This is a genomic window from Candidatus Kinetoplastibacterium galatii TCC219 (assembly GCF_000340905.1).
GTDB classification, from domain to species: domain Bacteria; phylum Pseudomonadota; class Gammaproteobacteria; order Burkholderiales; family Burkholderiaceae_B; genus Kinetoplastidibacterium; species Kinetoplastidibacterium galati.
This window is the reverse complement of sequence record NC_020284.1, coordinates 759,501-785,948: the sequence shown is the minus strand read 5'-3', so window position 1 is coordinate 785,948 and position 26,448 is coordinate 759,501. Positions and strand designations below refer to the sequence as shown.

At 31.8% G+C, this 26,448-nt stretch carries 26 protein-coding genes and 1 pseudogene; 18 read left to right on the top strand and 9 right to left on the bottom strand.

Going from position 1 to position 26,448, the window contains the following annotated elements:
- Positions 1–8: 8 nt before the first annotated feature.
- From infA to rplQ, 7 genes are all read left to right on the top strand, one after another.
- Complete coding sequence (infA, locus tag ST1E_RS03660) at positions 9–227, top strand: translation initiation factor IF-1 (RefSeq protein ID WP_015389896.1); 219 nt, start codon at positions 9–11, stop codon at positions 225–227.
- Between the two features lie 34 nt (positions 228–261).
- Positions 262–375: a 50S ribosomal protein L36 gene (rpmJ, locus tag ST1E_RS03920; protein ID WP_081583118.1), complete on the top strand. Its 114-nt coding sequence runs from the start codon at positions 262–264 to the stop codon at positions 373–375.
- Between the two features lie 45 nt (positions 376–420).
- Entirely contained in the window at positions 421–786 is a 366-nt protein-coding gene (rpsM, locus tag ST1E_RS03655; RefSeq protein ID WP_015389895.1) for a 30S ribosomal protein S13, read from the top strand.
- 21 nt (positions 787–807) lie between these two features.
- On the top strand, positions 808–1,209 hold the full coding sequence (gene rpsK / locus ST1E_RS03650) for a 30S ribosomal protein S11 (protein ID WP_015389894.1): 402 nt from the start codon (positions 808–810) through the stop codon (positions 1,207–1,209).
- Between the two features lie 15 nt (positions 1,210–1,224).
- A complete protein-coding gene (rpsD, locus tag ST1E_RS03645) occupies positions 1,225–1,848 on the top strand; it encodes a 30S ribosomal protein S4 (RefSeq protein WP_015389893.1) in 624 nt (207 codons plus the stop codon).
- 76 nt (positions 1,849–1,924) lie between these two features.
- On the top strand, positions 1,925–2,911 hold the full coding sequence (locus ST1E_RS03640) for a DNA-directed RNA polymerase subunit alpha (RefSeq protein ID WP_015389892.1): 987 nt from the start codon (positions 1,925–1,927) through the stop codon (positions 2,909–2,911).
- Positions 2,912–3,049: 138 nt separating this feature from the next.
- Positions 3,050–3,430: a 50S ribosomal protein L17 gene (gene rplQ / locus ST1E_RS03635; RefSeq protein ID WP_041185987.1), complete on the top strand. Its 381-nt coding sequence runs from the start codon at positions 3,050–3,052 to the stop codon at positions 3,428–3,430.
- 140 nt (positions 3,431–3,570) lie between these two features.
- Here rplQ and hemB read toward each other — a convergent pair whose 3' ends face one another.
- From hemB to lysA, 3 genes are all read right to left on the bottom strand, one after another.
- Positions 3,571–4,587: a porphobilinogen synthase gene (gene hemB / locus ST1E_RS03630; protein ID WP_015389890.1), complete on the bottom strand. Its 1,017-nt coding sequence runs from the start codon at positions 4,585–4,587 to the stop codon at positions 3,571–3,573.
- Positions 4,588–4,599: 12 nt separating this feature from the next.
- Positions 4,600–5,202, bottom strand: a complete 603-nt coding sequence (gene yihA / locus ST1E_RS03625) for a ribosome biogenesis GTP-binding protein YihA/YsxC (protein ID WP_015389889.1) — start codon at positions 5,200–5,202, stop codon at positions 4,600–4,602.
- A 91-nt stretch (positions 5,203–5,293) separates the two neighbouring features.
- Entirely contained in the window at positions 5,294–6,556 is a 1,263-nt protein-coding gene (gene lysA / locus ST1E_RS03620; RefSeq protein ID WP_015389888.1) for a diaminopimelate decarboxylase, read from the bottom strand.
- 267 nt (positions 6,557–6,823) lie between these two features.
- Here lysA and cyaY point away from each other — a divergent pair, with 267 nt between their 5' ends.
- Positions 6,824–7,147: an iron donor protein CyaY gene (gene cyaY, locus ST1E_RS03615; protein WP_015389886.1), complete on the top strand. Its 324-nt coding sequence runs from the start codon at positions 6,824–6,826 to the stop codon at positions 7,145–7,147.
- On the opposite strand, the gene ST1E_RS03610 is transcribed toward cyaY, so the two are convergent.
- Positions 7,144–9,453 carry a penicillin-binding protein 1A gene (locus ST1E_RS03610; RefSeq protein WP_015389885.1) on the bottom strand — a complete coding sequence of 770 codons (2,310 nt, stop codon included), beginning with the start codon at positions 9,451–9,453 and terminating at the stop codon, positions 7,144–7,146. The two genes, cyaY and ST1E_RS03610, sit on opposite strands and share 4 nt — an antisense overlap.
- Positions 9,454–9,554: 101 nt before the next feature.
- Between ST1E_RS03610 and ST1E_RS03605 the strand changes: the two genes are divergently transcribed.
- Both ST1E_RS03605 and aroB read left to right on the top strand, forming a co-directional pair.
- Positions 9,555–10,190, top strand: a complete 636-nt coding sequence (locus ST1E_RS03605; protein ID WP_015389884.1) for a shikimate kinase — start codon at positions 9,555–9,557, stop codon at positions 10,188–10,190.
- Positions 10,187–11,272, top strand: coding sequence for a 3-dehydroquinate synthase (gene aroB / locus ST1E_RS03600; protein ID WP_015389883.1), 1,086 nt, complete (start codon positions 10,187–10,189; stop codon positions 11,270–11,272). Before ST1E_RS03605 ends, aroB begins: the two co-directional genes overlap by 4 nt.
- Positions 11,273–11,423: 151 nt before the next feature.
- On the opposite strand, the gene uvrA is transcribed toward aroB, so the two are convergent.
- Positions 11,424–14,204, bottom strand: a complete 2,781-nt coding sequence (gene uvrA / locus ST1E_RS03595; protein ID WP_015389882.1) for an excinuclease ABC subunit UvrA — start codon at positions 14,202–14,204, stop codon at positions 11,424–11,426.
- 222 nt (positions 14,205–14,426) lie between these two features.
- On the opposite strand from uvrA, the gene ssb reads away from it, so the two are divergent.
- Together ssb and panB are read left to right on the top strand one after the other, a co-directional pair.
- Complete coding sequence (gene ssb, locus ST1E_RS03590; protein ID WP_015389881.1) at positions 14,427–14,876, top strand: single-stranded DNA-binding protein; 450 nt, start codon at positions 14,427–14,429, stop codon at positions 14,874–14,876.
- Positions 14,877–14,936: 60 nt separating this feature from the next.
- A complete protein-coding gene (gene panB / locus ST1E_RS03585; RefSeq protein ID WP_015389880.1) occupies positions 14,937–15,755 on the top strand; it encodes a 3-methyl-2-oxobutanoate hydroxymethyltransferase in 819 nt (272 codons plus the stop codon).
- A 7-nt stretch (positions 15,756–15,762) separates the two neighbouring features.
- On the opposite strand, the gene ubiA is transcribed toward panB, so the two are convergent.
- Positions 15,763–16,680, bottom strand: coding sequence for a 4-hydroxybenzoate octaprenyltransferase (ubiA, locus tag ST1E_RS03580; protein WP_015389879.1), 918 nt, complete (start codon positions 16,678–16,680; stop codon positions 15,763–15,765).
- Positions 16,681–16,688: 8 nt separating this feature from the next.
- A pseudogene (locus ST1E_RS03575) lies at positions 16,689–17,893 on the bottom strand (aminotransferase-like domain-containing protein).
- A 553-nt stretch (positions 17,894–18,446) separates the two neighbouring features.
- Between ST1E_RS03575 and ST1E_RS03570 the strand changes: the two are divergent.
- From ST1E_RS03570 to ST1E_RS03560, 3 genes are all read left to right on the top strand, one after another.
- Positions 18,447–19,040: a DUF502 domain-containing protein gene (locus ST1E_RS03570; protein ID WP_015389877.1), complete on the top strand. Its 594-nt coding sequence runs from the start codon at positions 18,447–18,449 to the stop codon at positions 19,038–19,040.
- Positions 19,041–19,114: 74 nt separating this feature from the next.
- Positions 19,115–20,890 (top strand): aspartate--tRNA ligase, encoded by a 1,776-nt coding sequence (aspS, locus tag ST1E_RS03565; protein WP_015389876.1) that lies wholly within the window; start codon positions 19,115–19,117, stop codon positions 20,888–20,890.
- Positions 20,891–21,103: 213 nt separating this feature from the next.
- Positions 21,104–22,360, top strand: a complete 1,257-nt coding sequence (locus ST1E_RS03560; protein ID WP_235043587.1) for a 3-deoxy-D-manno-octulosonic acid transferase — start codon at positions 21,104–21,106, stop codon at positions 22,358–22,360.
- Here the strand turns inward: ST1E_RS03560 and ST1E_RS03555 are convergent.
- Both ST1E_RS03555 and ST1E_RS03550 read right to left on the bottom strand, forming a co-directional pair.
- On the bottom strand, positions 22,355–23,149 hold the full coding sequence (locus ST1E_RS03555; RefSeq protein ID WP_015389874.1) for a type III pantothenate kinase: 795 nt from the start codon (positions 23,147–23,149) through the stop codon (positions 22,355–22,357). The two genes, ST1E_RS03560 and ST1E_RS03555, sit on opposite strands and share 6 nt — an antisense overlap.
- Position 23,150: 1 nt before the next feature.
- Complete coding sequence (locus tag ST1E_RS03550) at positions 23,151–23,954, bottom strand: biotin--[acetyl-CoA-carboxylase] ligase (protein WP_041185986.1); 804 nt, start codon at positions 23,952–23,954, stop codon at positions 23,151–23,153.
- Positions 23,955–24,126: 172 nt separating this feature from the next.
- On the opposite strand from ST1E_RS03550, the gene ST1E_RS03545 reads away from it, so the two are divergent.
- From ST1E_RS03545 to ST1E_RS03535, 3 genes are all read left to right on the top strand, one after another.
- A complete protein-coding gene (locus ST1E_RS03545; protein WP_041185985.1) occupies positions 24,127–24,786 on the top strand; it encodes an alpha/beta hydrolase in 660 nt (219 codons plus the stop codon).
- Between the two features lie 94 nt (positions 24,787–24,880).
- Complete coding sequence (locus tag ST1E_RS03540) at positions 24,881–26,134, top strand: D-alanyl-D-alanine carboxypeptidase family protein (protein ID WP_015389871.1); 1,254 nt, start codon at positions 24,881–24,883, stop codon at positions 26,132–26,134.
- 20 nt (positions 26,135–26,154) lie between these two features.
- A complete protein-coding gene (locus tag ST1E_RS03535) occupies positions 26,155–26,418 on the top strand; it encodes a YbeD family protein (RefSeq protein WP_015389870.1) in 264 nt (87 codons plus the stop codon).
- Positions 26,419–26,448: the final 30 nt, after the last annotated feature.

Sequence of the window (26,448 nt, the reverse complement as noted above, 5' to 3'; positions counted from 1 at the left end):
AGAAGATAATGTCTAAGGACGATGTCATACAAATGCAAGGAGAGATTCTAGAGAATCTTCCTAATGCAAATTTTCGTGTAAAGCTTGAAAATGGTCATGTGGTTCTTGGTCATATATCTGGTAAAATGCGTATGCACTATATCAGAATATTACCGGGAGACAAGGTGACTGTTGAGCTTACACCTTACGATCTTACTAGGGCTAGAATTATTTTCCGTGCTAAGTAAGTCAAAAATTATTACGGAAAGTTAGGAGTTAACGATGAAAGTAATGGCATCAGTTAAGCGAGTTTGCCGAAATTGTAAGATTATTAAACGTCACGGAGTAGTACGAATTATTTGTACTGATCCGCGTCATAAACAACGTCAAGGATAGCATTTTGCTATTTTTGGCTATAATTGATTTATTCAAGGAACAGTCATGGCCCGTATTGCTGGCATTAATATCCCGCCACAACAGCATGCTGAGATTGGTTTAACCGCAATTTTTGGGATTGGACGATCTCGTGCTTGTAAGATTTGTGAAGCATCAAAGATTTCTCCTTCTAAAAAAATAAAGGATATGACCGATGCTGAATTAGAGCGAATTCGTGAGCAAGTTGGATTATTTACGGTAGAAGGAGACCTTCGTCGTGAGATTCAGTTTTCAATTAAACGATTAATCGATTTGGGTACTTACCGAGGAATGCGTCATAAACGTGGATTGCCTGTACGTGGTCAACGCACTCGTACTAACGCACGCACTCGTAAAGGACCACGTCGAGCAGCTGCTTCTCTGAAAAAGTAGTAATTGAGGAATTTATAGAATATGGCGAAATCTCCAGCAAGTGGCGCTTCTCGCGTCAGAAAGAAAGTAAAGAAAAACGTTTCAGATGGTATAGTGCATGTTCATGCTTCTTTTAATAATACCATTGTTACAATAACAGATCGTCAAGGTAACGCTTTGTCTTGGGCGACTTCGGGATCATCTGGATTCAAAGGATCCAGAAAATCTACTCCTTTTGCAGCACAGGTAGCAGCTGAAGCTGCTGGTCGTGCAGCTATGGAATTTGGAATTAAAACCCTTGAAGTAAGAATAAAAGGACCAGGTCCAGGTCGTGAATCTTCCGTAAGAGCTCTAAATGCTCTTGGAATTAAGATTTCTAGTATTTCCGACATAACACCTATTCCACATAACGGATGTCGTCCTCCAAAGCGTCGTCGTATTTAAGGATAAAATAATATTATGGCACGTTATATTGGACCAAAATGTAAACTCTCACGCCGTGAGGGTACAGATCTCTTTCTAAAGAGTGCTCGTAGATCGTTTGATTCAAAATGTAAATCGGAATCAAAACCAGGTCAACATGGTAGAACGTCTGGATCTAGACTCTCGGATTACGGTCTTCAAATGAGAGAGAAACAAAAACTTAAAAGAATGTATGGTGTTTTAGAAAAACAATTTCGTAGGTATTTTGAAGAGTCTGAGAGACGCAAAGGTAATACTGGAGAAATTTTAATTCAGTTACTTGAATCTAGATTAGACAATGTTGTCTATAGGATGGGGTTTGGTTCAACTAGAGCAGAGGCTCGTCAGTTAATTAGTCATCGTGCAATTGAAGTAAATGGTCATACTGTAGATATAGCTTCTTTGTCAGTAAAAACTGGTGATATAATATCCGTTCGAGAGAAGTCTAAGAATCAAAATAGAATCAAGGAAGCTATAAAATTAGCTGTTAGTATTGGTATTCCTCAGTGGTTAGATCTTGACTCCGAGAAGCAAATCGGAACATTTAAAGCTGTTCCTGATCGTTCTGATGTTGCTCGCGATATAAATGAGTCTATGGTGGTAGAGTTATATTCTCGTTAAGATATTAACGAGCTTAATTTATTATTTTTCAGCCTTATCGGTGTAACGAGCTGAGGGTATTGAATAGGAAATATGTATGTCTAATCAGGATTTTTTAAAACCGAGAGTGGTTGAGGTTGAGCCTATATCCCATAATAGGGCAAAAATTATTATGGAGCCGTTTGAGCGCGGTTATGGGCATACTCTTGGTAATGCTTTACGTCGCATTTTGTTATCTTCTATGGAAGGGTATGCTCCAACTGAAGTTCAAATTAGTGGTGTTGTTCATGAGTATTCTACTATTCCTGGAGTAAGAGAAGATCTTATCGATATATTAATGAATTTAAAAAATGTCATTTTTAAATTACATAGTCGTGATGAAGTAAGTTTATCTATTAATAAAAAAGGCTCTGCTGTAGTTTTAGCAAAAGACATAGAGTTACCACATGACGTAGAGATAATAAATCCTGATCATTTGATTTGTAATTTAACAGATTCTGGTCAATTAGATATGCATTTTAAGGTAAACAAAGGTCGTGGATATATTCCTGGAAATATACGTTCTTCTTCAGTTAATGATAAGAACGTTTCTATTGGAAAGATAATCTTAGATGCATCCTACAGCCCTGTACGTAGAGTTAGTTATAGTGTGGAAAGTGCTCGCGTAGAACAGAGAACTGATCTTGATAAATTAGTTATAGATATTGAAACCAACGGAGTTTTGACTCCAGAAGAATCTGTTAGACAGGCTGCTTGTATCTTAATGGATCAGGTTTCCGTATTTGCATCTTTGCAAGGGGCTCAAGAATCTAATGAGTCTCAGTCTTCTAGAAATACTCCTGGGATTGACCCTGTTCTATTAAAACCAGTAGATGATTTAGAATTAACTGTTCGTTCTGCTAATTGCCTAAAAGCAGAAAATATTTACTATATTGGCGATCTGATTCAGAGAACTGAAACAGAGCTTCTAAAAACTCCTAATTTGGGTCGTAAATCATTGAATGAAATTAAAGAAGTATTAGCTACACGTGGTTTAACTCTTGGTATGAAATTAGATAATTGGCCACCTGTAGAAATGGAATAATGTAATTATATCGATAGTTTTCTGAGAGATTGGAATGCATATTTCTTCTGATCTACTGTAGAACTATCTAAGTTAAAATAAATATGTCGAGCTTTGTATTTTTGATAAAGCTCTTTGGATACTGTAAAGGAAATTATTATGCGTCATGGTCATGGTTTACGCAAACTGAATCGCACAAGCAGCCATCGTCTTGCTATGTTTCGTAATATGGCTGTTTCTCTTATTCATCATGAGGCAATCAAGACTACTTTGCCAAAAGCTAAAGAATTACGTCATGTTATTGAGCCTCTAATTACACTAGGCAAAAATCCAACTCTTGCAAATAAAAGACTGGCGTTTTCTAGATTACGTGATCGAGATGCTGTAGTTAAATTATTTGCAGATATAGGACCTAGATTTTCTAGTAGACCAGGAGGTTATACTAGGATTTTGAAGACAGGATTTCGTAGTGGTGATAATGCTCCTATGGCCTATATGGAAATGGTAGAGAGAGTATCTAAGAAAGAAGTAAATGAGTAACATATTGTATTTATAATAACTCTTTAATTTACAGTAAATCTTGTTTATTTTTTTATATATTTTTGTAAAAAAAGCATGACTATATAACTATTATGGTCATGCTAATTATTTTTGAGTTTTATAAATCGTCTAATTGCGTTTTATTTTGATTTAATTAATAATTCTGCAGCTTCCAAAGCAAAGTATGTTAGTATACCATCTGCTCCTGCCCGTCTGAAACATATAAGAGATTCTAGTATTATCTCATCATTCCTTATCCAGCCATTTAGTGAAGCAGCTTTTATCATAGAATACTCTCCGCTTACTTGATAAGCAAAAGTTGGCATTCTGAATTTTTCTTTAATTTTAGCTAATACATCTAGGTATGGCATGCCGGGTTTAACTATCAGCATATCAGCGCCTTCAGTAATATCAGCAGCTGCTTCTCTAATAGCTTCATCTATGTTACTTGGGTTCATTTGGTAACTATTTTTATTTCCTTTTTTTAAATTATTGGTGGATCTTATAGCATCCCTAAAAGGTCCATAGAACGAACTGGAGTACTTAGCAGAATAAGCCATTATTATGGTGTTTTTATACTGATTAGATTCTAGTTCTTGTCTTATTACTCCTATTCTTCCATCCATCATATCACTAGGTGCTACTATATCTACTCCTACACTGGCATGTAAAAGAGATTGTTTTGTAAGCATTGTAATAGTTTCATCATTCAAAACATATCCATTGTTATCTAATATGCCGTCTTGGCCATGTATTGTATAAGGATCTAAGGCTACATCGGTCATGATTCCTAGTTCTGGAAAATGTTTTTTAATTTCAATTACCGTTCTAGGTATTAGTCCATCAGCATTAATCGACTCTATACCATTATTTGTTTTTAGCTCAGGATTTACAACAGGAAACAGTGCTATTGTAGGGATTCCTAGTTCTATACATTTCTCAGCCATATATAGTATTTCATCAATAGAATAAACATATATTCCAGGCATTGATGATACTTGTTCTTTTATTCTATTTCCCTCTATAACAAACAAAGGGAATATTAAGTTGTTAGTGGACAAATTATTTTCTGTTAGCATTCTAAGGATAAAATCACTTTTCCTAAGGCGTCTCATTCTTGATTTTGGATATGATGGAGAAAAAATTTGTGAGTTCATATCTAAGTCCTATTATGTAATTAATTTGTTTATAATATCAGATACCTCTGATATCCCTATTCTTTTAGTAGCGGAAAATTCTACTATGTCTGTAATATTTTTAAATTTAATTAACTTTTCAGTAGTTGTTTTTCTTATTATTAAACGTTCTGTATGATTTAACTTGTCAGCTTTAGTAAGCATTATTGTTATAGGTTTCGAGTTTACTAAATTTAGAAAATCATTATCTAGGGATGTAATACCTCTACGCATATCTATTAGTAGTATTATTCCTACTAGTGACTTTCTGTATTGAACATATTTAGTTAAATTTTTCTCAAAGTCAATTTTTTCTTGATTAGATAGATTTGCATAACCATAGCCAGGAAGGTCTACTAGATAACCAATGGTTTTGTGGTTTTTTTGTTCAACTATGTTAAACATGTTTATAAGACGGGTACGGCCAGGTGTTTTGCTTGAGAAAGCTAACTTTTTTTTATTTGTTATTTTATTAATTGCTGTTGATTTACCAACATTTGATCTTCCTACGAAACAGACTTCTGGGAGCTCATCTTGTGGCAATGTGTCTAGTATTTTAGACGAAGAATGGAAGTATATATTATGTAGTATTGACACTTTGATTAGATAATTGCCTTAATGATATAAATTATGAATCTTACCAACAAGACATCACTAATTAAAAGATGTCTTGTTTTTTATATTGGTCTTAAGATATGGTTGACTCTAGTCTTAATAAATCATCTATAGTTTCTCGTCTTTTTATTATATAGTAGTCTGATTTATCTACCATAATTTCTGCTGCACGTCCTCTGGTATTGTAATTACTTGCCATAGTCATGCAGTATGCTCCAATTGACTCTATTGCTAAAAGTTCTCCTTCTTGTAGCTCATTAAGCAATCTATTTTTAGCTAACCAATCAGAACTTTCACATATAGGGCCGACAACATCATACTCTTTTTTTGCTACGTTTCTTTCTACTACAGTGACTATTTCATGATATGAATGATATAGCGCTGGTCTTATAAGATCATTCATTGCAGCATCTACTATTGCAAAATTGCGATCTTCAGATTCTTTTAAATATTGAACTTTTGTGACTAATATACCGGCATTTCCTATCAAAGATCTACCAGGCTCAAGTATAACTTGTAGGTGTTCTAGATTATTATCTTCTAATTTATCAAAAACTTTATCAATAAGTTCTTTAGGTGATATACATGATTCTTCTTTATACTGAATACCTATCCCGCCACCTATATCAATATGTTTTATCTGTATTCCATAGGTATTAATTTTATTAATTAACAGTATAATTTTTTCTAATGAATCTATGAAAGGTTTAATTTCTGTAAGTTGTGAGCCTATGTGACAATCTATACCAACTATATCAATATTTGGAAGTTTACTAGCCACTTGATAGCAATCAAAAGCTGTATTTATCGATATCCCAAACTTATTTTCTTTTAATCCGGTAGATATATATGGATGAGTATTAGCATCTACATCTGGATTTACTCTTAAGGATATAGGGGCTACCAAGCCAAAGTGTTTTGCTATTCTTGATATATTATGAAGTTCTGCTTCAGATTCAACATTAAAACATTTTATGCCAGCTTTTATTGCTTTCTCTATTTCCCATGATTGTTTACCAACTCCAGAGAAGACAACTTTCTTAGGATCTGCTTTAATAGCAAGTACTCTTTCTAACTCACCACCTGAGACTATATCGAAACCAGAACCAAGTTTTGAAAATTCCTTTAAAACAGCTAAATTAGAATTTGCTTTCATCCCATAACATACCAAACAATTTCTATTTTTGATAGCCTGATAATAACTATCCCAAGCTTCCAATATTGCTTTTTTAGAATAAATATAGAGAGGTGTTCCTAACTTCTCTATAATAGAGGGAACAGAAATATTTTCTACGAACAAAAGATTATTTTTAAATTTAAAGTTATGATTCTTCATAATGTACAATTATTATTTAAGTGTATATTCTTATAATGGTTTTTATCTAATAGCATACTTATATTGTAGGTCTTATTTTTATAAATTGGATTGTTTGAATTAAGTTGACATTTGTATCCACATGAGCTAAGTGTACTACAAGTTAATATAACAGTGATTAGTGTAATGGTAAATTTCTTATTAGGCATGAAATTAGTAGGTGAATTAGTTTAACGTAGCATAATAGTTTTTGCTATTCTATATTTATTATTATTTTTAATAAAGATTATGAAAGATTCCGATTTTAGTATTTTAATTGATAAGCTTCTGGAAGATGTTGAAGATAAGATCAATGATCTGTTTTCATCTGAGGTAGACACTGCGAAGAATGGTAATGTCTTGAGCATCAGATTTGATAATGGAAGAAGTATGGTTATTAACAGTCAGAATAGTATACAAGAGTTATGGTTCGCTGTAAGTAATATTGGTGGATTCCATTATAAATACGATAATGGTAGATGGATAGATAACCGAAACGGTTTAGATTTTTATGATTTATTATCAAAATGTTGTTCAGATGTTATTGGCAGAAAAGTTGTTTTAAAGTTTTAGTTTTCAAATCTGTTTTGTATAACATTTCTTAATTCCTCATCATAAAACTCTTCTGATGGTTTAATTTCTGATATGGCTATCTCAGGTGGGAATTCTTTCAAATATAATTCATTGTTATATACAATTATTCCTTCTGGGACCTTTTTTTCTTCTTGCTCAGGATAATTTCTAATTACATCTTTCATATAATTAATCCATACCGGCATAGCTATGTTGCTACCTGTCTCATTTGATCCTAAGGATTTAGGCTGATCAAATCCGACCCATGCTGTTGCTACGATATCTTTTGTATATCCAGAGAACCATGCATCAACTGAATCATTTGTTGTGCCAGTTTTGCCGGCTATATCATCACGTCTTAGCGCTTTTTTAGCCTTAGATGCTGTTCCATGTTTCACAACACCTCTTAGGATATCATTCATTATATATGCTACACGTGAGTCTATGGCTTGGTTGCTTTTGTTAGGCCTGATTTTATTATGTTGCATGATGGTTCTACCATAACTATCAGTTACCTTCTCTATTAAGTATGGAGGTATTAGATGTCCTTCATTAGCAAATATACTGAAAGCGCTTGTTAATTGCAAAGGAGTTACTAGTCCTGTTCCAAGTGCTAGTGATATAACAGCAGGTTGACGTGATTTATCAAAACCAAATTTCTCTAAGTAATTTCTAGCGTATTCAGGCCCTATATTTTGCAATATTCTTATGGATACCATATTTTTTGACTTATAAAGACCATTTCGCATAGACACCATATCTTTTTCATATCTATGACCATAGTTTTTTGGATTCCACGCTTTTGATCCTGTTTGCTCTGCTGTCATAATTAAAGGAAGGTCAGAAATTCTTGTTGCAGGAGATATTCCTTTTTCTATAGCTGATGCGTATATGAATGGTTTAATACTCGATCCAGGCTGCCTCCATGCTTGTGTTACTCTATTAAAATTTCCTCTATAAAAATCGAAACCACCAACTAAAGAGAGTATCCGGCCATCTTGTGGTGATATAGAGACAAAGGCTGCTTGCAAAGTTGGCATATTTATAATCCTTAGTTCTTCTTTATCTTTATATAAATGTATTATTGATCCACGTTTTATTTCTTTTGATAATTCATTATTGTTTATATTGCTGTTTGCTTTATTTATTTTTACAATAACTTTATCTTTCTTTATTGCTGTTATATATTCATCATTAGCTGATATAACTAATGCTGCAGATATTTCGTCACTATCATTATATTTATCAAATATTTCTGTGATTCTGTTTCCAGACAAAATTGATGAAATGTCTAATTCTATTGGTATTTCTATTTGATCTTCTGGACCTAAATATTTTGTTTTTGTATAGTCAATAACTACTTTCCTTACAGCTTTATAGGCAGAATCTTGATCTTTTGATCTTATGGTAGTGTATACATTAATGCCTTTAGAATATAGGTCACTCTTGAAGTTTTTAAATAGAAGCTGTCTAACTAGTTCAGCTACATACTCCCCATGAACTTCATAAACATGTTGTTTTTTGAATGCATTGTAGATTTTTACATCTGTATCAATTGCTTCTCGATATTCATTCATTGTTATGTATCCAAGAGATATCATTCTCTTTAGAACATAATTTTGGCGTAATTTTGTTCTTTTAAAATTTGAAATGGGATTAAAAATTGATGGAGCTTTTGGTATTCCGGCAAGCATAGCGGATTCGGCCAAGTTAATTTCTGATAATGGCTTGTTAAAATATACTAATGAAGCTGCGGCAAAACCATATGCTCTATTACCTAGATATATTTGATTCATATAGAGTTCTAATATTTTATTTTTTGTTAGTTCAGATTCTATTTTTAAAGTTAGCATTAATTCATATAATTTTCTTGAGTATGTTTTTTCTGATGACAGATAAAAGTTACGAGCTAATTGCATTGTTATAGTACTAGCTCCTTGAGTTTTTGACATGTTTTTTAGATTTATTAATCCAGCTCTAACTATACCGATCCAATCTATTCCACCATGCTTATAGAATCTATCATCTTCTGCTGCTAATATTGATAATTTCATTATATTTGGTATATCTTGGAAATTGAGTACACTCCTACGTTCTTCTCCAAATTCTCCAATTAATATATTGTCTGAACTATATATTCTCAAAGGGATTCTTGGTTTATAGTCTATCATTGCACTAAGATCTGGCAGTTTTCTCCAAGTTAATGAAATAAGTATACAAATTACAAAGATAATAATGGCAAGTATACTTAGAGATATGGTGATGATATTAATCAAAAATTTTGGCAATATATATTTTTGTTTCATTACAAATATTGTTAGTTTTAATCAGTTTGAATTATTTAAGAAAATATTTTAAATGTGTTTAATTTATTTTAATTTTGTTCTTTATAAGTAATAATTATCTTATGATTAATTTAAGGAAATTATCTAAAATGGTTGATTTAGAGAGTATATTACCTGAATCTAGAAATCAAAATATGGAATTTGCAAATATTGTTAAGGAAAATCTACCTTATGACACACCAATTTTTTTAATTGGCATGATGGGTTCTGGCAAAACAACTATAGGAAGGAATATTTCTAATATTTTAGATCGGAAGTTCATTGACTTAGATCTTGCTATTGAGAACCGCTGCGGGGTAAATATACCAACTATATTCGAAATAGAAGGAGAAGTTGGTTTTAGGAAAAGAGAAGAGATAGCTCTATTAGAGTGTTCTAATGAAATTAATACAGTATTAGCAACAGGAGGTGGGGCTGTACTTTCTAATCAGAATAGAGATATTTTAAAGAAAAGAGGCATTGTCGTATATTTTCAAGCATCAATTGATGATTTATTTCAGCGTACTAGCTTAGATTCTAATAGACCGATTTTAACCAATACGAGTAAACCTTATGAAAAACTTAGAGATTTACTGAATCAGAGAGACCCTATTTACAGAGAAGTTGCTGATATCATTATAAATACTAGTAACACTAGTATTAGTGACTTAATTAATAATTTAGTATCTATTTTACAAACATACGAGAAATTTAAATGAATTTAGTTAAGGTAAATATTACAAATGGATTCTATCCGATTAATATTGAATCAGGTAGATTGGATTATTTAGATCATAGCATACCTGAAGATGCAACTTCTATTGCCATCATTACCAACTCTACCGTTGGTGGTCTATATGGTAAGCGTGTTAGAGATGTATTATTAAGAACAGGAAAAAATGTTTTCTATGTCGAATTACCTGATGGGGAAAAATATAAAGATTGGATTACATTGAATAAAATTTTCGATTCTTTATTAAGTTTCAAGCTAGATAGGAGAGCTGTATTAGTAGCTTTAGGTGGCGGAGTTATAGGAGACATGACTGGTTTTGCTGCATCAGTATATATGCGTGGTATCCGTTTTATTCAAGTTCCTACTACACTCCTAGCACAAGTAGACTCTTCAGTTGGTGGCAAGACAGCTATAAATCATCCTATGGGAAAGAATATGATAGGATCGTTTTATCAGCCTATTTCTGTAGAAATAGACACAGATGTTCTTACTACTCTTGCTCCTAGAGAAATTTCTGCGGGCTTAGCAGAGGTAGTTAAATATGGCCTAATACTAGATTATGATTTTTGGGAATGGTGTGAGAATAATGTTAATAATTTACTTGGCCTAGACGAGATCGCTATAGAGTACGCTGTTAAACGTTCTTGTGAACTGAAATCCTATATTGTTGGGGAAGATGAAAAAGAGTCTGGTATTCGGGCTATACTTAACCTTGGTCATACTTTCGGTCATGCAATAGAATCTGGACTTGGCTATGGTAAATGGTTACATGGTGAGGCTGTTGGCTGTGGTTTAGTACAGGCTGCCGAATTATCAGCATATTCTATTGGATTCAAAGAAACTGATGTTGCTCGTGTACGTTACATGGTTTCATCTATAGGATGTCCATCTAAGGCTCCAAATTTTGGTCTAGATAGATGGCTAGAATTAATGTTATTGGATAAAAAGAATGATAGCGGTGAAATACGTTTTATTCTTATGAAAAAGATAGGAGAAGCAGTTATTCAGAATGTATCAAATGACGCTATAGAATATGTGTTAAATAAAACAGCAACCGGTTTGTTTTGATTCTAGTGATATATAATAAGTATAGACACGGGCTGTTTATTTTATATTGATGTTGAGTTTTTCTGTGTCTATACTTTTTATTATTTTAATTAACACTCAGATTCTCAGATTATTTGTGATGAGAATGTTTTTATAGTCAATTTAAAATTCATTATAAGTATATACCAGTATAGCTATCTTTAGAGCTAGCTATTGCGTCTATAGTTCCTTGAGCTATAATAGATCCACCTTTTATGCCTCCTCCTGGGCCAATATCTATAACCCAATCTGCCATTTTTATTATATCTATATTATGTTCTACCACTATAACAGTGTTATCACTATCTATTATACGTTTTATTACATTTAATAAAAATTTAACATCATGATCATGTAATCCAACAGTTGGCTCATCTAAAATATATAATGTTCTACCTTTAGTTTGTTTCGATAGTTCAATAGAAATTTGAATTCTTTGAGATTCACCACAAGATAATGAATTGATACTATGTCCTAGTGATAAGTATGACAAACCAAACTCTATTAACATATCTATTTTACTAATTACTCTAGGTATATTTTTAAAGAAAGTTTTTGCTTCTCCGATTGTCATATCAAGCACATTACTAATATTTAGACCACCGTAATAAATTTCGAGAGTCTCCCTATTATATTTGCTACCTTTACATTCTTCACAAATTGCGTATATATCAGGCATAAAATACATTTCTACTTTACTTGTACCTGCTCCTTTACATATTTCACATCTGCCACCTCTTATATTACAACTAAATCTATCTGGAGCATATCCTCTTTTTTTAGATTCTATTGTTTTAGAAAAGAGCTCCCTGATTGTATTAAAAATCCCGCAGTATGTAGCAATATTACTATTAGTTGTACAATTCCTAATACTGTTTTGATCTATCTTTATTAAATCATCAAAAAATTCAGCTCCATATATAGAATCATATCTATCCGGAGAACTTTTATAATTAGATAGATTATTCATTATTCCATATTTGATTATATCATCTACTAGAGTTGATTTTCCAGATCCAGATACTCCGGTAACACATGTTAGGTATCCTACTGGTATGCGAACATCTATGGATCTCAGGTTATTAAACTTTGCTTTTTTTACTCGTAGCCATTTAGTTTGATTATTAATACATTTTTTTAAAGTTTTATCATTAAAATTATTTCTTAAATAAAATCCAGTTAATGAGTTAGGATTATCCATTACTTGTTTTGGTGTGCCTTGAGCTGTTATAAAACCACCTTTTTTACCACCCTCTGGGCCCATATCTACAATCCAGTCTGCTGATAATATAATTTCTTTATCATGCTCTATAATAATTACACTGTTTCCTAAATCTCTGAGATTTTTTAGTGCATTTATAAGTATTTTAGTATCATGTTTATGTAGTCCTTGGGATGGCTCATCAAGAATATAAGTTATGCCCATTAAACCTGAACATATTTGACTAGAGAGTCTGATTCTTTGGGCTTCTCCACCGGAAATTGTATTTATATTTCTTCCTAATGATAGATAACCTAGTCCCATTTTGATTAAAAAAGACAAGCGAGGAAGTATACGTTTTAATATTGGCTCTGATATGAGATCTCCGTGTTTTTTAAGATTCTCAAAAAACATTAAACAATCATCTATAGACATAGATTCGATTTCAGATATTGAAGTGTAATGATTTTTTTTATCTGTTTTAGAATCAGAATATAACATGACATGCCTAGCTTCTAGGCACAATTTAGTACCATTACATTCTGAACAAGGTCTTATGTTTTGACATTTATTTAATAATGATTTTAAATAACTTGATTTATTCTCTTTAGATAAATTTTCTAAGAAAGGAATTATTTCTTCAGGAGTGGGATTTATTTCCTCTTGTAACCCATGAGGTACTTTTATTTTACTAAGCATAAAATACTTTTTGTTTATATCTATGGAGTCAAATGATTCTTCGCTATCTAGTCCATAAATCTTAGATAATTTTTCTATTGTAATACCATTTTTTAGGCAATATATCTCTAGTATCTCAGATAATTTGCCATTATTAATAATAATGGATTTATCAAAATAGTGTTCTGTGCCTATACCCTTGCATTTTTTACAACATCCTTTACTATTAAAATTAAATAAATTTGGCTCAATTATATCTATAGAATAATTACAAATTGGACATGAATGCACAGTAGAGAAAGTTTTCTCATTACCACTACTTAGATTTTTTATTAATACATGACCTCTACCTATTTTTGTTGCTATCTCGAAACTAGAAGATAAACGATCTTTGTGATTTTCTTTAATCTTTAATCTATCTATGATTACGGCTATTTTTTTAATACCATCTAATTTTTTATCATTTATAGCTTCTTCTATTTCTATAATCTGATTATCAATATACAATCTTAAAAACCCTTGTGCCAATAAATTTCTACATATTGTCTCCAGTGACGCAAAGTCATCCTTTGTAACAGGAGAGAGTATTAGTATGTCGTTATTTTTTGGCAGAGACATTGTCCAATCAGTTATTTGACTAATATTTTTTACTATCAACGGTTCATTATGCTTTGGGCAAAAAGGTATACCGATTTTTGCAAATAATAATCTTACGTAATCATGTATTTCTGTTACTGTTCCAACAGTATTTCTTGTGTTTTTATAATTTGGTTTTTGTTTGATTGCAATAGCAGGCGACAATCCATCTATTAAATCAATATCAGGTTGTCTTAGCATATGGATAAATTGCCTAAAGCTAGTTGACATGCTCTCTATATATTTTCTTTGACTTTCTGAGTATATAGTATCAAATACTAATGAAGATTTTCCAGATCCTGATACTCCAGTGACAACAACTAATTTATTGTGAGGTATGTCAATGTGTATATTTTTTAAATTATTAGTGCGTGCACCTTGTATATGAATATAACTCATTATAAAATTTTCACTGAAGATAAGTGTTGTATTCTACTTCTATATAAAATATCAGAATATTTTATTCGTTAATATTAGAGACTTTATTTTTAGGTTAATTATCATGTTTAGTAATATCTAGAAATATAAAACATATATTCTATAGTTGCTATTAAACATTCCAAAAATTTATTTCATCTAATAGTTAAAAACAAATCTTATTAATAACTTGGAGTAATTATAGTGGCATCTGTTAATAAAGTCATACTTCTAGGAAATTTAGGACGCGATCCTGAACTGAGATATACTCCTGAAGGTTCTACGATCTGTAACTTATCTATAGCTACAACATCTCAATGGAAGGATAGAAATAGCGGAGAAAGAAAAGAAGAGACCGAGTGGCATAGAGTTGTTTTATATAACCGTTTAGCAGAGATAGCAGGAGAATTTTTAAAAAAAGGTAAACCTATATATCTAGAAGGAAGGCTAAAGACAAGGAAATGGCAGGATAAAGACACAGGGTCTGATAGATATATCACTGAGATAGTTGCAGATCAAATGCAGATGTTGGGTAACAAGGATACATCAGTCATGGAGTCCCAGGAGGGCACATCACATCATAAAGGAAATACCTCAAATAATGAGAGAAATAATATGAGTATCTCAGAAATGGAAGATGACATCCCATTTTAGTTTCAGTAAACCCAATATTAGTAAAAATATTACCACATAATTTATAAGAAAATATTAAACATGACTACTCTTCATCAAAATCGGAAAAATATACCTTTCATTAAAGAATCAAAAGGGAAAAGAAAACTAGTAATGTTGACAGCATATACTTCTTCAGTAGCTAATAATATTGATCCGTATGTGGATATTATATTAGTTGGGGATTCATTAGGAATGGTTATTTATGGCTTTAACGACACATTGTCAGTATCATTAGATATGATGATAGCGCACGGATCTGCAGTGGCTAGGAGTTCTAAAAATGCTTGTGTTGTAGTTGATATGCCATTTGGATCCTATCAAGAATCAAAATCACAAGCATTTAGAAATGCAGCTCATATATTATCAGCAACTAAAGCCAGTGGTGTTAAGCTTGAGGGTGGAGAAGAGATGGCAGAAACAGTCTATTTCCTTCATAAAAGAGGAATACCAGTTATGGGTCATATAGGATTAATGCCTCAAAAATTTAATATTTCTGGTGGGTTTAAGGCTCTTTCCCCAGATCAACATATTGTTGATAATGTTATATCAGAAGCTATTGCTTTAGAGCAATCTGGAGCATTTGCTTTGGTATTAGAATGTGTTGCTGAGTCTATAGGTAAAAAAGTAACAGAAGCAGTAAATATTCCCGTAATTGGAATAGGAGCCTCTTCCGATTGTGATGGTCAAGTTCTTGTGGTGGATGATATATTAGGAATGAATCCAGATTCTTCTTTAAAATTTGTCAAGACTTATGCAAATGTAGGAAAAGATATACAACATGCAGCTAAATGTTATGCTGAAGAAGTTCGTTCTGGAATGTTCCCTAGCAAAGAAAATTATTTCTTTGCTAAAAAATGAGTGCTTTTTATTTTATGAACATAGTACCTGTAAGTGAACATGATACTAGTAATATTCCGACCCAGATATTTTGAAGAAATAGATAGAAATTTCTCTTCTGATTTTTTGGTTGGAAATTAATAATTTGCCACATGAAATGTAAAAGAATAACCGTCATTCCTATGTAATAACTGAAATGTAATTTCAGGTTATATCCTACCAAAAACCAAAAAATTAATGCAAACAAGTAAAATAATGATATAAAAAATTTTCCATTTTCTGAGAATAAAATGGCTGTAGATTTTAACCCTATAGTTTTATCATATTCTGAATCTACATATGCATATATACTGTCATAACCTACTTGCCAAAATATTGCTCCAAACCATAATAAAAAAGTATTTAAAGTAATAGAGTTGGTCACCTCTGACCATGCAATCAGTATTCCCCAATTAAAGCATATTCCAAGAATGATTTGCGGCCAGTAAGTAAATCTTTTACATAAAGGATATATTAGAACTATGGGAACTAATATTATGCTCAGCAACTTACTGTTGTGGTTTATGAAAATTAAAAGTGATGAGCATAATATTAGTTGTATTAAAAGAAAGGTGATAGCTTTTTTCAAAGTTATACTACCTATAGCTAACGGTCTATAGCATGTTCTGCTTACTTTTTTGTCGAATTCATAATCACAGATATCATTAAATGTGCATCCCATGCTTCTCATTAATATTGCTCCGACAGAAAATATAACAATATTACTTATATTAGGTATTCCATCAGAGCATATTATAAGGGCACTGAAACATGGTAGCAAAGTTAGCCATATACCTATTGGCCTATCTAAACGACAAAGTATAATGAAAGGTATCCAATTGCTTGGTAAAATAGTGTTTAAGAAACTATTCGTATTGATGTCATTAAGGTTTTTGTCGTTTTTCATATTTTGTTTTATAGATTTTCTTTTATGAGTTGACCTAGTATAGAAATACCTATTTTTATTTTTCTTCTGGAACTGTCGCAAAACTCAGACGTATAGTATTGTTCTGTCCATATCCGGGGGCAATATAGAAAGGTCTGCCGGTCACAAAAGCAACGTTTCTATCTACTGCTTTTTTTAGAAGCTCTGTGCTATTAATATGTTCTGGTAATGTTATCCATAAAAACATACCTCCTTCTGGTTTTGTCCACTTTGTTTCAGCTGGAAACTCTTTTCGAATAGCTTCAAGCATACAACTACCTTGAGTTTTGTAAATATTTCTTACTTTTGGTAAATGTTTTTCAAGAAATCCATCCTTAACAACATCATATACAGCCATTTGAGTTAAGGTGCAAGTATGAAGATCAGCAGCTTGTTTTGCTTGAACCAATTTTTTAATGATATTTGTTGGGGCTACAATGTAACCTAGTCTTAATCCTGGGGCTAGAACTTTAGAAAAAGTTCCTAATCTAATAACAGTTCCACCAAGTTTATTGGATAGTGATAGGAGACTAGGCTTAGGTGTTCCATTATACCTTAATTCACCATAAGGATCATCTTCTATAATAGGTATATTTAAATTAGCCATTATGCTAACTAGTTTCTCACGTCTTTCTAAATTGAGAGTTCGTCCAGTAGGATTTTGAAAGTTAGGTAAGGCATATATAAAACGTGCATCCTTAGCAATTTGAGGTGTTATGGAATCAGGAACAAGACCACCATCATCTGTTAATACAGGCATATAGTTGGGTTGATAAACACTGAAAGCTTGTAAAGCTCCTAAGTAGCTTGGATTTTCTACAAGTATTTTATCTCCTTCATTAACCATTATTTTGCTTATCAGATCTAAAGCTTGTTGTGATCCTGATACCATTAATATTTGATCACTAGTTATATTTGCTCCCTCTTTATTCATTTCTTCAGTAATCCAATGACGTAAGGGCGCAAAACCTTCTGTTGTTCCGTACTGAAGCGCAACTTTACCATTATCACGTAATATTTTATCGAAAGCTGCTCTTATTACTTCGACAGGAAACCCACTGGGAGCTGGTAACCCACCTGCAAACGAGATTATTTCAGCTCTTTCTGTAACTTTAAGGATTTCCCGAATAGCAGAACTTGTTAATTGTTGAGCACGTCTTGAAAAATGAAACTCGTGTTCTATTGATTTATCCATAGATCATTCTCATACAGATTTAAAAAATTAAAATTTAGACATAGCAATTTAACATTACACTAGTGTAATGTTAAATACTAAAACATATGACACAGTGTCATTTCGAATTGGGTTTACTATCATGTAGTGTTTTGTGGTTTTTAGCTTTTTCTTGTGTGAAATTACAAACACCAGTTGTACAAAAGTATTTTATATAGGTTACATTATATGTTCTGTATTAACTAAATTCCATGTTTAATTCATGATTGTGATTTTATTGTGTAAAATCTAAATATTTTTAGTATTTAAATATTAACTAATTTATTTGTATATTGATGTTTCTTGTTTCTATGATCTTATGAAAACAAAATATAATTTTTGTAGAGTATTTTGAAAAACAAAATAAATTTAATTATCATAAGATTATATATTTACGATAAAATATACCCATTAGTTGTTGTTTGTTAAAGCATTTTTATGACTGTTTCTGCTTGATATATTCAACTCACTATTATAAATAATCTAAACTCTAACCGCTGGGGTTCTTCTCAGTAATGTTTTAAAAGTGATATCAATGTTTAAAAAATACTTCATTACTGGTTTGTTAGTATGGGTTCCTATAGTCATAACCTTATGGGTGTTAGGACTATTGGTTGGCATAATGGAAGCCTCTGTTCCAAATTTCTTATCTTCAAAATATTTATTTGGCTATGATATACCAGGCTTTCAGTTAATTATGGTTGTGGTGGTTATATGGACAAGTGGGGTAATGACTGCCAATTTGATCGGACGCACCTTATTAGGTTACTGGAATGCTGTTTTAGGTAAAATACCATTGGTACGTTCTATATATAATTCTGTTAAGCAGGTTAGCGACACGGTTTTGTCATCTGATAGCCAATCTTTTAGACAAGCTGTTCTAATTGAGTATCCTAGACAAGGTTGTTGGACTATAGCTTTCCTTACAGGAACACCTGGTAATAATATAGTATCTTATTTGCCACTCGATGAGTATATTAGCGTCTATGTTCCTACAACACCAAATCCAACATCAGGTTTCTTCTTGATAGTTGGGAGAGATGTTATTAAGCCTTTAGATATGAACGTAGATACAGCTCTGAAATATATTGTTTCAATGGGTGTTGTTTCATCTCACAAGATTAAATAATAATTCTAAATATTATGATTTAAAATATTAGTGTTATAGTACACCCTTATTTATTATTAAATGGAGTTATTCCAATGCGTACCTGCTATGTTGGACAGGTTTGTAGTAAAAATTTAGGACAAAAGGTCACTTTGTATGGCTGGGTACATCGTAGACGTGATCATGGCGGCGTAATCTTTATAGATTTACGTGATCGAACTGGTTTAGTGCAAATTGTTTTTAGCCCTGATAAACAAGTATTTAGTGCAGCAGAAACTCTTCGTAATGAATTCTGTATAGGAATCACAGGCATAGTTCAATCACGCCCAGATGGAACAGTTAATGTTGATATGTCTACTGGTAATCTAGAAGTTTTATGTGATGAGATTACAGTATTCAATGCAGCAATCTCTTTGCCATTTCAACTGGATGACACAAATCTGTCAGAAAATACAAGATTGCTCAATCGCGTATTAGATTTGCGCAGAGTTAAGATGCAAAAAAACCTAATGACAAGATATAGTGTTTCTTCTGCTGTACGTAGTTTCTTAGACAGGATGGGTTTTATTGAAATAGAAACTCCTATGCTAACAAAAAGTACTCCAGAAGGAGCTCGTGATTATCTAGTACCATCTCGTGTACATGGAGGGCATTTTTTTGCTCTTCCTCAATCACCACAACTTTTTAAGCAGATGTTGATGATTTCTGGGTTTGACAGATATTATCAGATTACAAAATGTTTTCGTGATGAAGATTTAAGAGCAGATAGACAGCCAGAGTTTACTCAGATTGATTGCGAGTTATCGTTTTTAGAAGAAGACGAGATACGTCATATATTCGAAGACATGATTAAGTTTATTTTTAAAAAAGTTAAGGATATTAGCTTACCAGAAACATTTCCAATTATGACTTGGAAAGAAGCAATGTATAATTATGGTTCTGATAAACCAGACCTTAGAGTAAATCTAAAACTTATAGATGTCACTGATATAGTGGCTGATTCTGATTTGAAAATTTTTTCTAATGCAGCAACTAGCTCTGATAGTCGTGTAGCTGCTTTAAAAGTACCAGGTGGTGTTAATTTTTCTAGAAAAGAGATAGATGATTATACAAAATTTGTAGGAATTTATGGTGCTAAAGGTTTGGCATATATAAAAGTGAATAAAGTAGGCGATGGTCGCGATGGATTACAGTCTCCAATATTAAAAAATATTAATGATTCAATTCTATTAAAATTAATGGAACATATTGAGGTATCAGATGGAGATATTATCTTTTTCTGTGCTGATAAAAATAAAATAGTTAATGATTCTCTGGGATCTTTGAGAGTGAAAATAGGTCATAGTGAGTTTGGAAAGGCCACAGGGATATTTTCAAATAGTTGGAGACCGTTATGGGTAATTGATTTCCCTATGTTTGAATTTGACGATAAAAATAATCGGTACTCTGCTGTACATCATCCTTTTACAAGTATAAAAAATGGTCATGATGCTTTCCTTGATAACGAAGAGTATGATAAGGTCATTTCTAAAGCTTATGACATGGTATTAAATGGATGGGAAATAGGAGGTGGCTCTATACGCATATCTAATAGTAGCTTGCAAAGTAAAATATTTAAAGCACTAGGTATTGATGAAGAGATGTCAAGAGAGCAGTTTGGTTTTCTGTTAGATGCTTTGAGATATGGGGCCCCACCTCATGGTGGTATAGCTTTTGGTCTTGACAGGATTGTTGCCTTATTAACTAATTCTGATTCTATAAGAGATGTTATAGCATTTCCTAAAACTCAGAGAGCTCAGTGTTTAATTACTGAAGCACCATCTATTGTTAATGATGATCAATTAAAAGATTTGCATATTAAATTGAGGTAAATATTAACGATTGATGTATAGAGAGTACAGTTATTTAAATAGACTGTTATTTATATATTTTTGTAACTAGTATTCTCTAACACAAAACTATCTAAAGTATTTATGGAGAGCGTTAGTTAGATTACATTGCTTTATTTTGTCTATCAATGTAATTATGAATATTGTTTTCCCATTAAGTTATTAATTAGGGAATATCTAATTCTTATGATCTATATGACGTATACTTTACTATTATATTTATGTGCTCCTTTTATTTGGATATATTTATTATTATGTGGTAGAAACAAAAAAACAATACAGGCTATTTTCTCTAGAGAGAAGTTTGGGATTTATAAAAACAAATTCAAAGAAGGTGTTATAGTATGGATTCATGCAGCTAGTCTTGGCGAGCTTAGGGCGTCTTGTCCACTTGTTCATCATCTATTAGACAATGGATTTTTAATTCTAATAACGGGTAATACTTCTAGCGTTAAGGAAGAGGGGCATAGATTATTTTGTAGTTATTTAATATCAAAAAGAATGGCATTGGTATTTTTACCATATGATTTCCCTGGCTGTGTTCAAAGATTTTTAAGTTGCTATAAACCTAAAATTGGAATAATTATAGAGAGAGAAATTTGGCCGAATTTGTTACATTATGCGCATAAATTGAGATTACCAATTGTTTTAGCTAGTGCAAGATTATCCAAAAGATCATTTATTAGAATGATGAGGTTTAAGTCAATAGTCCGTTTGTCATTGAAAAACATATCGCTAGTATTGGCTCAAACAACTTCAGATGCTTATTTATTAAAAAAAGCTGGTGCTTTGTCCATTATAGTTACTGGTAATATTAAGTTCGATATGGATGTTCCAAAATATCAAATATTGGCAGGAGCAAAGTTTAAAAAAAATATAAAAAAATCTATAGTGCTTATAGCCAGTATGAGAGAAGATGAAGAGACTATGTTTATAGAGCATATTAAGCAATCAAGAGAAGACAATATTCTATTTTTACTAGTGCCTCGTCATGAAGAAAGGTTTGATATTTTGGCTGATATTTTAAGAAGAGAGAACATACCGTTCGAAAGAAAGTCATCTATATCTGATAAGCATTCGCTGAATAATTTTAGTATTATGCTCGGAGATTCTATGGGTGAAATGTTTTTTTATTATGGTATGTCAGATGTTTCTATAGTTGCTGGTAGTTTTGCTCCACTAGGTGGTCATAATTTTATAGAAGCATGTCTTGCAGATGTTCCTGTAATTGTAGGTCCTTATACTTTTAATTTCCAAGACCTATCTATTGAGGCAGAAAAACTTGGTGTTATTTTAAGAGCAAATAATGCTGAGGAAGCAATAGATATGGCTAAGTGTTTAATGTACAATAAAAACAAAGTTTCTTTAATGAAACAATCTGCTTGGTCATGGGTAAATTCTCACAGAGGTTCTACTAAAAGGATAGTTAGAGAGATAGAAACTTTTTTATAATATGTTTCTAGCCATAATAGCTAATCCATCTAGAACTGGCCTATTTTCGTATATTATTTCTGTTTTTTTCTCACCTCTAAATTTTATTCCATTAATCAGTTGTCTTGTTTCTTTCTCTATTTCTGGCCATACTCCACCAGTTACATATATTATTGGAAATTGATTATATTCTCTAAATGTTACTATGCATTGTCTTACTAGCGCTCCTGATTGTGCTGAGGAAATTCCTGAATTTATAGAATTAATAGTATCTAATGGAAAGTCAGAGGATTCTCCGCTAGACATTGGTAGATTTGCTGTTCCATTTGTAAGAGATTGTCTCATCATAAAAGACCCAGGAAGTATTATACCTCCTACAAAAATATTATTAGGGCTTATGATATCTATCGTAGTTGCTGTACCGAAACTTGCTACAATTAATGGTGGATGAGTTTTCTTCTGTTTCTCTACTATTCCTAGCATTGCAGCCCATCTATCTGCTCCTAATTGATCATGGTTTTTATACTTGTTTATTAGTAACGATGTCCTTTCTTGAGCTATCACCCATTCAATTTTGCAATCTATATTATTTAACTCGTATTCTATTATATTTTCGCGATGTTTGCCTGCTACATTAACACCCAATGCGTAATTTGGTTTTTTGGGTAAACATTCTAGCCATTGACTAAGAGATTTTATATTTAAATTATCAAATATTGCTGCATGTGGTTCTCTGTGGATAGAACCATCTTTATTTAATAACCAACCTACTTTTATTCTACTGTTTCCAGAGTCGATTAATATTATCATGTTAGAATTTAACAGAGACGTTGCCTAGATGTACGGTATGAGTGTCGTTAATAGTCTTAACAATTAGATGTCCTTTATTATTTATGCCACATGCTATACCACATGTACTGGAATTATGGCTTTCGATTGTAACAGATTTGCCATATAAAATATCTACATTGTGAAATTGTCTAATAACTGATGGTAATTTATTGTTTCCTAACAAGTTTATAAATTTTAACCAAGATAAGGATAGTGATTGTATTATATTTATGAAATTATCGCTAGACACTGGACTATCGACGATTTGTTTCCAGCTAGTTATGTTTTGATCTATTTTTTCTGATAGCTTGTCCGTAATATCTATATTTATGCCTATTCCTATTACTATATTATTATTTTTGATTATTTCTATCAAAATTCCAGCTAGTTTCTTATTTTTCCAATAAATATCATTAGGCCATTTTAAACCTATATCTTTTCTGTTAGATAATTTCTGCAGTGATTTACAAGTAGCTATTCCTATAATTATCGGCAGTATACTCAAATCTATCCTTGATACAGAAAGATTAAAAGCACAAGAAAACATTAATGTTGATTCAAAATCATCTATCCAAATTTTACCATTTCTTCCTCTGCCATTGTATTGATGATTTGTTCCTAATAAACAAGGTAGTGAAGAATTATTGTTTCTTATAAGTGAAAGTAAATCTAAATTTGTAGAACCAGTAGATTCTTTCCAAGATATTTTTTTGAAACTTGTAAGATATTTTTCTAATTGCTTAACTATACCACCGATAGTCAAATTTTTATAGCTATCCATCATATATGAATTGTAACCTTACTGCATATAATATAATATTATCTTTGTATAATATATATTATGTGTGACCATAAAATATAAAATAATTGTTCATTTATAATTATTATTATAAGATACTTTATATTCATTGATATACAATATCTAACTTAAATCTTGATATTTCTTTGTTATTTTTATGCGCTCAATGGTTGAGAAAATTTGTTTTCGTGGCGAATCTGGTAATATAGATTGTGTCATAGAATGGCCACTAGATGATATTATAGGGTTAGCCCTTGTATTACATCCTCATTCATTATACGGAGGTTCTCGCGACAACAAAATAATTACTACTGTTGCTCGTGAATGTGTAAATAAGGGAATGGTATCTATTAGGCCAAATTTTAGAGGTGTTGGTGAGTCTGATGGTATTTTTGGCAATGCTATTGGAGAGACAGAAGACATGATAGCTCTATTGTCACAGATACAAATTTCTTATCCAAAGTTGTCCAAATTACCTATAATGTTAGCCGGTTTCTCATTTGGTTCCGCTGTAGCAGCACAAGTGTATTCTTCTTTGTTAGATAATGATAATTATTGCTTATATAAATCTTTAATCCTCATTGGTTCTGCTGTACATCGTTTTGAGTTTAAAAAAGTTTCTTTACCTGAAAATAGTTTAGTAATTCATGGGGAAGATGATGAAGTAGTACCTTTTAATGAGTTATTAGAATGGATCAGACCAAAGTCTCTACCTATTGTTATGATTCCTTCTTGCACTCACTTTTTCCATGGAAAGCTGCTAATATTAAGACGATTAGTAGCGGATTATCTCAGTATTAATGTGCCGTCTTGCTAATTATTTTATAATGACAGAGTAGTTTTTTAATTAAATGCCTGCTTAATTTATAAATGAGCATCACTGCTTAACCTGTTAAATCTTATATTAACTGATGAATATGTTTTTAAAAATTAAATGTACGTTAAGCTTCATTGTAAGACTTATTTTAGCCGTCTCTTTAATACTTTTAATGAGTTCATCTTTATCCGTAAGATCAGAAGATGACAAATTAGATGGTATTTTATCTGCTTACAATGATATTGATAAATTATCTATTCCTGTCAGTAATGTTTCATCTTTACCTAAACCTAAAATATCTTCCAAGTCATGGATAATTGTTGATGTGAATAGTGAACAAGTATTAGCATCTTCTAATCCAGATTTAAAAGTTGAGCCTGCTTCTTTAACTAAGATTATGACTGCATATCTAGTATTTGATGCCATAGAGGATAAACGTTTAGATAAAGATCAGAATGTTATTGTATCTGAAAAAGCCTGGAGAACTGTTGGCTCTAGAATGTTCCTTGAACCAAACAAAAAAGTACAAATTCGTGATTTATTACAAGGTATGATTGTGCAATCAGGCAATGACGCCTCTATTGTCTTGGCAGAATCTGTTAGTGGAGATGAGGATTCTTTTGTTTATTTAATGAATCGTGAAGCAAAAAAAATTGGTATGAATAGTAGTAACTTCACTAATGTTACTGGTCTGCCTGACTCGTGCCATTTAACTACGGCTCGTGATCTTGCTCTATTATCAATAAATTTTTTAAAGAAACATGAATCTTTCCTTCATTATTATAAACAAAAAGAATTTACTTATAATGGCATAACTCAATCAAATCGTAATCGTCTACTGTGGTCTGATCCATCTGTAGATGGTTTAAAAACAGGACATACTGATACAGCTGGATATTGTCTTGTCTCTACAGCTCTAAGAGGTGATCGTCGTATACTAGTCGTGTTATTAGGTGCTAATACAGAAGCAATAAGAACAGAAGAAAGCTTAAGACTTTTAAATTGGGGATTTCAAAATTTCGATACAATTGCAATGTTTGAGGATAAAATCTCGAAATCATTAGAAGCAAGAGTTTGGGAAGGAGTTTCAGATAAGATAAATCTTAGTCCAAAGAATCCACTATGGTTATCTGTTCCTAGAGGTAGAGCGGGTGATGTAAAATTGGTTGTAGAGAGAATTGAGCCATTAATAGCTCCATTACACAAGGATCAAATTGTTGGCATTTTGCAGTTTAGTATAGATGATCAGATATTGAAAACTGTTAAATTAAGAATACATGGTAGTATGAATAGAGCTGGTTTGTTTGGTCGAGTTAAAGATATGGTTAGACGCTGGTTTGAGAATTAGTGAAGTTTTTTATTGAAATCATGAATACAAGAATAAATTCTATTTACCCTAATTATTTTCCTATTAAAGTTATTGGAAAGAATGATCCTGGATTTGCAGATGATGTATTTAGCGTGTTAGATTCTAATGAAAACTCATTAGAATATTCTTATGATGAACCTACTTTAAGTAAATCCGGAAAATATATTAGTCTATCTTTAAATATTAATATTCTCTCTAGAGAGCATTTTGATAAGATATATAAGTTATTATATGATCATCCTAAAGTATCTTTTGTTCTGTAGATAGATAAAAAGTGATAATGATCATCTCTA